The organism is Acidovorax sp. NB1 (assembly GCF_005405905.1).
In the GTDB taxonomy this organism is placed as follows: domain Bacteria; phylum Pseudomonadota; class Gammaproteobacteria; order Burkholderiales; family Burkholderiaceae_C; genus Acidovorax.
In genome coordinates, this window is sequence record NZ_BJHU01000026.1 from 261,133 (window position 1) to 269,107 (window position 7,975).

Genomic DNA, 7,975 nt, shown 5'->3' on the forward strand with positions numbered 1-7,975 from the left:
CACCATGGCGGAAAGCTACCAAGAAGGATCGGGTGCAGGCGCTGACTTCGACCTGAGCCAGTTCTATCAGATATTTTTCGAGGAAGCGGGCGAGAACCTCGACCAGATGGAGCAGATGCTTCTGGATCTGGATCTGAGCAGTGCCAACGATGAAGAACTCAACGGCATTTTTCGCTGTGCACATTCGATCAAGGGCGGCTCTGCCACCTTCGGGTTTTCCGACGTTGCGGAACTGACCCACCAGATGGAGTCGCTGCTGGACCGCCTGCGTCGCCATGAACTGCAGCCGATTCCCCAGATGGTGGATGTGTTGCTGGAGTCTGCCGATGCGTCGCGCAGCCTTCTTGCCCGGCACCAGGCCGGTGGCCAGGGCGAAGCGGTTTCCACGACCTCCCTCGTGCGCCGCATCAGCGACCTTGCAGCGGGCCTGGTGCCCAGCGATGCTCCCGCTGTCGCAGCGCCCCCCCCACCGCCGCCTCCACCGGCGGCCGCTGCGCCAGCACCTGCGCCCAAGGCTGCCACCCCCGCCGTGGCCGGGCAAGCCCGTCAACTCGAAATCCAGATCGGCCCCCTTGAGCGGCCAGCGCAGGCAGACGCCATCAAGGAGCTGTTCCGCGACATTCCTGGCCTGGGTGCCATTCGTGATCTGCCCGCCACCGAGGCCAACACGCGCCTTTTTGCGGTAGAGACCAGCTCCACCAACGACGATCTCCTGGATCTGTTTGCTTTCCACGTGTCCAAGGAGCAGGTGTTGATCCGTGACGCTGGGGCTGCCGCAGGTGAGCCTGCTGCAGAGCCGGTAGACGAGGACGCCGCGTTGGCGGTAGATACATCCGGTGGCGAGACGCCGTATGGCTTCTTCAACGGCGCGCCCGGCGCACCCTCTGAGGCCTCGCAGGCAGTCACCCAAGCCCCCGCCCAGGCCGCCCCCAAGGCCGCAGCTCCCAAAGCCGAGCCCAAGGCGGCCATGCAGGCGCAAATGGAGTCCACGACCATTCGGGTCGATGTCAAGAAGGTCGATCAGCTCATCAACTTGGTGGGCGAGCTGGTGATCACACAGGCCATGCTGGCGCAGAACAGCCGCGGGCTGGATGCCGGGCTCTACCAGCAACTGCTGGCCGGCCTGGCCGACCTGGATCGCAATACCCGGGACCTGCAAGAGTCGGTGATGTCGATCCGCATGATTCCCATGTCCATCGTGTTCAGCCGCTTCCCGCGCATGCTGCGCGATCTGGCCAACAAGCTGGGCAAGAAGGTGGAACTGGTCACTCTGGGTGAAGCGACCGAGCTGGACAAGGGCTTGGTCGAAAAGATCACCGACCCGCTGACCCACCTGGTGCGCAACAGCTGCGACCATGGCATCGAAATGCCCGCAGACCGCCTGGCCAAGGGCAAGTCCGAGCACGGCACCATCACGCTGTCGGCTTCCCATCAGGGCGGCTCGATCGTGATCGAAGTGCGCGACGATGGCCGGGGCCTTTCCCGCGAAAAGATCCTGAGCAAGGCGCAGGAGCGGGGCATTGAAGTGTCCGAACAGATGAGCGATGCCGAGGTATGGCAGCTGATCTTTGCCCCAGGCTTCTCCACGGCGGATGAGGTCACCGACGTGTCCGGGCGCGGTGTGGGCATGGACGTGGTCAAGCGCAACATCGCTGCGCTCAATGGCTCGGTGGAGATCGACTCGGCCGAGGGCTACGGCATGAAGGTGTCTGTGCGCCTGCCGTTGACACTGGCGATCATGGACGGCATGTCGGTCGGGGTTGGCGAAGAGGTGTACATCCTCCCACTGTCTTCCGTGGTCGAGTCGTTCCAGGTCAATGCCGACGACGTGAGCACGGTGGCACAAGGCTCGCAGCTGGTGAAGGTGCGCGACGAGTACATGCCCGTGATCGCGCTGGAGAAGATCTTCCAGGTTCCTCGATTCGATCTCAACAAATCCAGCAACATCATGGTGGTGGTCGAGGCCGATGGCAGCCGTGTGGCGCTGCTGGTTGATGAGCTGCTGGGGCAGCACCAGGTGGTGGTCAAGAACCTGGAGTCGAACTACCGCAAGGTGCCCAATGTGTCAGGCGCCACCATCCTGGGAGATGGCACGGTGGCGCTGATTCTGGACACGGGTGGCCTGGTGCGCCGGGCTCGCCACTGAGGATTCAAGCGTCTGGCCTATTGGGCCCGGCGCTGTCATGAAAGGAGAATGCACCATGAGTGTGATTGGTAAGACGGCAGACGCAGCGCCGACAGGTGCTCGTGAATATCTGACATTCCGCCTCGATCAGGAAGAGTACGGCATCGACATCCTGAAGGTGCAGGAAATCAGGGGCTACGAGCCTCCGACGCGCATCGCCAATGCGCCCGATTTCATCAAGGGCGTGACCAACCTGCGCGGGACGATTGTTCCCATTGTGGACATGCGCCTGAAGTTCAACTGCGCGCAGGCCGACTACAACAGTTTCACCGTGGTCATCATCCTCAACCTGCGCAACCGGGTGGTCGGGATCGTGGTGGACTCCGTCAGCGATGTGATGGAGCTGACGCCCGAGAGCATCCGCTCGGCGCCTGACATCGAGAGCGCCATCGACAACAGCTGCATCCTGGGGCTGGGGTCGGTGGGTGAGCGCATGCTGATCCTGCTTGACATCGAAAAACTCATGTCGAGCGTGGATATGGGATTGGTAACCGCCAACGAATAGGGCGCAACGACGGTCAACAACCATTGGTGGCCCAGGCACATGTCGGGTCGCAGGCCGTGCTTGCGAACCTTTTGGAGCGAACAGGATTTCCCTTCGGACGATCAATATGGCCCACACCACCAGTGCCTCCGTTTCAGCCCGGTCTGCCCCTTCGCGGGTGGATCCGGCCTACGCTGCAGCGGAGGCCCCCTCGGGGCCCTTGGCCCAGGGCCGCGAGTTTGTCTGGACCAACGCAGACTTCGCCCGCGTCCAGGCGCTGATTTACCAGCGCGCCGGCATCAGCCTGCACGACGGCAAACACGCCATGGTCTACAGCCGGCTGTCGCGCCGGCTGCGGGACACAGGGCACACCAGCTTTCACGAGTACCTCAGCTGGCTTGAGAACCACGATGGGCCGGAGTGGCAAGAGTTCGTCAATGCGCTCACCACCAACCTGACGGCCTTTTTCCGCGAGCAGCACCACTTCGAGATCTTTGCATCGCATCTGCGCTCCAAGCCCTCGGCCAATTGGAAGGTGTGGTGCAACGCGGCGTCTACCGGTGAGGAGCCGTATTCAATCGTCATGACGGCCTTCGAAGCGCTGGGTGCCAATGCCTCATTCAAGCTCACGGCCAGCGATATCGACTCGCGAGTGCTGGCCACAGCCGCGCAGGGGGTGTACCGGCTGGATGGTCTCAAAGGGGTGAGCCCGGAGCGCCTGCAAAAGTTCTTTTTGCGGGGCAAGGGCGGCAACGCAGGCATGGTGCGCGCCAAGCCCGAATTGCGCCGGGTTATTGACTTCATGAGCGTGAACCTCATCCGCGATGACTGGCCTTTCAAAGAGCCCTTTGACGTGGTCTTCTGCCGCAACGTGATGATCTACTTCGATGCGCCCACGCAGCGGAAGGTGCTGGAGCGTATCCACCGGGTGCTCAAGCCGGGGGGGATGTTGTTTGTCGGCCATGCCGAAAACTTCAGCGAATCCCGCGATCTGTTTACCCTGCGTGGCAAGACGGTGTACGAGCGCCGTTGACCTGTCCATGTTGTCTTGCAACCAGCACCCATGACCAGCATCCAAGCAGGCACATCTTCCCCCATGACCACCACCCCAGGCTCATCTGAACGGCGCCGCGCACCGCGCATAGCGCCCCTGAGCGCGGATATCTACGCTGCGGGTGCTGCGCCTGCGCGCGAGTCCTCGTTGCAGGAGCTCAAGGCGCACAGCCGCAAGCCGGGGGAGGCATCGTTTTTCTACCTGGACCACCACTTCCAGCACAACGCCGTGAAGGTGCTGCCGGGGGAATACTTCGTAGCGGATGAAAGCATGGTCATCATGACCGTGCTGGGCTCCTGTATTGCGGCCTGCCTGTGGGACAGCCGTGCGCGTGTGGGGGGGATGAACCACTTCATGCTGCCCGATGGTGACCTGGCAGATGCGTCGGGGCGATACGGTTCCTACGCCATGGAGTTGCTCATTAATGAGATGCTGAAGATGGGGGCGCGCCGCGAAACCATGCAGGCCAAGATTTTTGGTGGCGCACAGGTGATGCACAACTTCACCACGATGAACGTGGGCGAGCGGAACACCAATTTTGTGCTCAACTACCTGCACACAGAGCGCATTCCCATCGTCTCGGAGGATGTGCTCGATATTTACCCGCGCAAGGTGGTTTTCTTCCCGGTGACGGGGAAGGCCATGGTCAAGCGCTTGGCCCATGCCCATCCCGAGGCCCTGGCCCAGGACGCACGCGGCAATGCCGCTACGGTGGCCAAGTCCACTGCCGGTGGTTCTGTTGATCTGTTTTGAGGAAGGTTTGCGTTAATGAGCAGGAAAATCCGGGTGATCGTGGTGGACGATTCGGCGCTGGTCCGCAGTCTGCTGTCCGAGATCATCAACCGGCAGCGCGACATGGAGTGCATTGGCACGGCCAATGACCCTTTGGTGGCGCGCGAGATGATCCGTGAGCTGAATCCGGATGTCATCACGCTGGATGTCGAGATGCCACGCATGGATGGCATTGATTTTCTCGGCCGCTTGATGCGGCTGCGCCCCATGCCGGTGGTGATGATTTCCACACTGACCGAACGCGGGGCTGAGGTCACGATGAAAGCCCTGGAGCTTGGTGCCATCGATTTTGTTGCCAAGCCGCGTGTGGGCCTGGCCAGTGGGCTCAATGACCTGGCGGCCCAGATCGTGGACAAGATTCGCGTGGCAGCCGTGGCACAGGTTCGCCGCGCGCCGGTGCGTGAAGCGGCACCTGCGGGTGGTGGGGCAGCGCACGCGCCCGCACCGGCGTCTGCCCTGTTGGGTCGGCTGTCCACGGAAAAGCTGATCTGCATCGGCGCGTCCACGGGGGGGACAGAGGCGATCAAGGAAGTGCTGGTCCAGATGCCGGCCGACTCACCCGCCATCGTGATCACCCAGCACATGCCCCCGGGGTTCACCACCAGTTTTGCGGCCCGGCTGAACGGGCTGTGCCAGATCACGGTGAAAGAGGCTGTCAATGGCGAGCGCATCTTGCCGGGCCATGCTTACATTGCGCCGGGTGGCACGCAGTTCCATGTGGCACGCAGTGGCGCCAACTACGTGGCCGTGGTCGATGACGGCCCCCCGGTCAACCGCCACAAGCCCTCGGTGGAGGTGCTCTTCAAATCCGCGGCTGCCGTGGTGGGGCGCAACGCCTTCGGCATCATGCTCACCGGCATGGGCAACGATGGTGCCGCTGCTATGCGCGAGATGAAGGACGCCGGGAGCTACAACTATGTGCAGGACGAGGCGACCTGCATCGTCTTCGGCATGCCGCGCGAGGCCATCGCCCATGGGGCGGCCGATGAGGTGTTGCCGCTCGGCCAGATTGCTCCAGCGCTGATCACACGCTTGCGCGGCGCGACAGACCGGCTGCACCACCGCATCTGAGGTTCTGCGCCTACCCTCGGTGCATGCAGCGCGGGTGGCCGTGGGGGCTGCCTGGGGCTGCGGCCCACATGTGGCACGCTGCCATTAGCGCCGCTGCCTGTTTGATACCCATGCGAGCGGCGAGGCACACCATCTTCAGGCGGACAGCTCCGTCCATCGCTCCAGGGCCGCCATGAGTTCGTCGTCGATGGTGGCGGCCCGGGCCGTCATCTCGGCGGCGCGCGCCGGGTCTTTGCCGTACAGGGTTCCGTCTGCCAGCGCGTCCTGCAGCACCTTCTGTTCCGTTTCCAGTGCGGTGATCTGGCCAGGGAGCTGCTCCAACTCCCGCTGTTCCTTATACGAAAGCTTCTTTTTTGATAGCTGCTCAGGCTTATCTGGCGCGCGGGAGGGGCTGTTTTTGCTTGAGTTTTCAGCAGTGGATGGTTTGTTGTTAGCTGCTGCAGCAGCGGCTGATGCCTGAATCGCCTTGCTGCGTTTGGATTGCGCCAGCCAGTCTTGCACCCCCCCTTCGTATTCACGCCAGAGCCCGTCGCCTTCAAAGGCAATCGTGCTGGTCACGACGTTGTCGAGGAAGGTCCGGTCGTGGCTGACCAGAAACACGGTGCCTTCGTAGTTCTCCAGCAACTCTTCCAGCAGGTCCAGGGTGTCGATGTCCAGGTCGTTGGTGGGCTCGTCCAGCACCAAGACATTGGCAGGGCGTGCAAACAAGCGTGCCAGCAACAGCCGGTTGCGTTCGCCGCCTGACAAGGACCGCACAGGCGAGTGCGCGCGGGCCGGTGAAAACAGGAAGTCGCTCAGATAGCTCTTGACGTGTTTGCGCTGGTTGCCGATTTCAATCCACTCACTGCCGGGGCTGATGAAATCCTCCAGCGTCGCATCAAGGTTCACGGCATGGCGCATCTGGTCAAAATAGGCCACCTGCAGGTTTGCCCCCTGGCGTATCGTGCCCGTATCGGCAGGCAACTCCCCGAGAATCATCTTGAGCAGGGTTGTCTTGCCTGCCCCATTGGGGCCAATCAAGCCCACCTTGTCGCCCCGCAGGATCGTGCCCGTGAAGTTGCGGACAATCGTTTTGTCGCCAAAGGCTTTGCCCACTCCCGTCAACTCCGCCACGATCTTTCCCTGGTAGCCGTTCGAGCCGCCCGTGGCCACATCCATGCGCACACTTCCCACCACATCGCGGCGGGCCTCGCGTCGGGCGCGCAACTGCTCCAGGCGGCTGATGCGGCTCTGGCTGCGGGTGCGGCGGGCCTCCACCCCCTTGCGTATCCAGATTTCCTCCTGGGCTAGCAACTTGTCGGCCTTGGCGGCAATCACTGCCTCCTGGGCGAGCTGTTCTTCCTTTTGTATCTGGTACTGCGCAAAATTGCCTGGGTACGAACGCAATTGCCCCCGATCCAGCTCGACGATCCGGGTGGCGACGCGGTCCAGGAACGAGCGGTCGTGGGTGATGGTGACAACGCTGCCTGGAAAGTCCAGAAGGAGGTCCTCCAGCCACTCGATGGAATCCAGGTCCAGGTGGTTGGTAGGCTCGTCCAGCAGCAGAACATCGGGTCGGGCAACCAGCGCCTGGGCCAAGGCAACCCGCTTCTTGGTTCCTCCTGACAAGGTGCCGACTACGGCTTCCGGGTCCAGGTGCAGGCGTTGCAGCGTTTCTTCTACACGCTGCTCCCAGTTCCACGCGTCGTAGGCCTCGATCTCTGACTGCAAGGCATCCAGATCCAAGCCATCGGCGCCAGACAGATACTGGTCGCGGATACCGATCACCCGCTGCAGGCCCTCTGACGCAGCCTTGAATATCGTGGCCGCCGGGTCCAGTATGGGTTCCTGGGCGACAAAGGCGATACGCACCCCTTGCTGAACCTGCAGCACACCGTCATCGGCCTTGGCCAATCCTCCCAAGATCTTGAGAAGCGATGACTTGCCGGCACCATTGCGGCCAATAAGGCCAACGCGCTCGGCGGTCTCCAGGGAAAAGCCGGCGTGGTCCAGCAGTGCGACGTGCCCAAATGCGAGTTGGGCGTCCAATAGGGTGATAAGTGCCATAGGGGCAGGATTATCGGCGGCAAGCGAAACCAGGGGGCTGCTGCCTCTCACCCGCCTGGGTGCAGGTCAGGACGATGAGTGTGTAGCGAGCCTATTCTGCCCAGGAGCGCCGCCAAGGGGTTTGCATGGCGCCAGACGAAAAACTGTGCGGGATGTTGCTGCGACTCTTCAACCCATGCTATAGTCGAGGGCTTCGCTTCTGAAGCACTTGTTTTGGCAATCTGATTGTCTGGTGCGGTGCTCGGTAGCTGGTGGTGATGCTCTTTGGGGTTGTGCTGCTGGTGATCGAAGAGGTTGAAGAAAAGTTTTGTCTTTGTGTCTGGGTGCTTAAAAACTCGGTATA

At 62.1% G+C, this 7,975-nt stretch carries 7 protein-coding genes; 5 read left to right on the plus strand and 2 right to left on the minus strand.

Translation table 11 applies throughout. From position 1 onward, the window contains the following. Positions 1-4: 4 nt before the first annotated feature. The 5 genes from AvAM_RS14305 (at position 5) to AvAM_RS14325 (ending at position 5,586) form a co-directional block, all read left to right on the plus strand. Entirely contained in the window at positions 5-2,146 is a 2,142-nt protein-coding gene (locus tag AvAM_RS14305) for a chemotaxis protein CheA (RefSeq protein ID WP_137747682.1), read from the plus strand. 55 nt (positions 2,147-2,201) lie between these two features. After that, the gene (locus AvAM_RS14310; RefSeq protein ID WP_137747683.1) at positions 2,202-2,690 is read left to right on the plus strand and encodes a chemotaxis protein CheW; all 489 of its coding nucleotides are present in this window, start codon (positions 2,202-2,204) and stop codon (positions 2,688-2,690) included. A gap of 106 nt (positions 2,691-2,796) precedes the next feature. Next, positions 2,797-3,702 (plus strand): CheR family methyltransferase, encoded by a 906-nt coding sequence (locus AvAM_RS14315; RefSeq protein ID WP_137747684.1) that lies wholly within the window; start codon positions 2,797-2,799, stop codon positions 3,700-3,702. 63 nt (positions 3,703-3,765) lie between these two features. Further along, positions 3,766-4,476 carry a chemoreceptor glutamine deamidase CheD gene (gene cheD, locus AvAM_RS14320; protein ID WP_137747685.1) on the plus strand — a complete coding sequence of 237 codons (711 nt, stop codon included), beginning with the start codon at positions 3,766-3,768 and terminating at the stop codon, positions 4,474-4,476. A gap of 15 nt (positions 4,477-4,491) precedes the next feature. Further along, positions 4,492-5,586, plus strand: a complete 1,095-nt coding sequence (locus AvAM_RS14325; RefSeq protein ID WP_137747686.1) for a chemotaxis response regulator protein-glutamate methylesterase — start codon at positions 4,492-4,494, stop codon at positions 5,584-5,586. 135 nt (positions 5,587-5,721) lie between these two features. On the opposite strand, the gene AvAM_RS14330 is transcribed toward AvAM_RS14325, so the two are convergent. Both AvAM_RS14330 and AvAM_RS25805 read right to left on the minus strand, forming a co-directional pair. Next, the gene (locus AvAM_RS14330) at positions 5,722-7,632 is read right to left on the minus strand and encodes an ATP-binding cassette domain-containing protein (RefSeq protein ID WP_137747703.1); all 1,911 of its coding nucleotides are present in this window, start codon (positions 7,630-7,632) and stop codon (positions 5,722-5,724) included. A 47-nt stretch (positions 7,633-7,679) separates the two neighbouring features. Then, positions 7,680-7,975 (minus strand): hypothetical protein (locus AvAM_RS25805; RefSeq protein WP_212742273.1); only part of this gene is annotated, 296 nt, incomplete at its 5' end.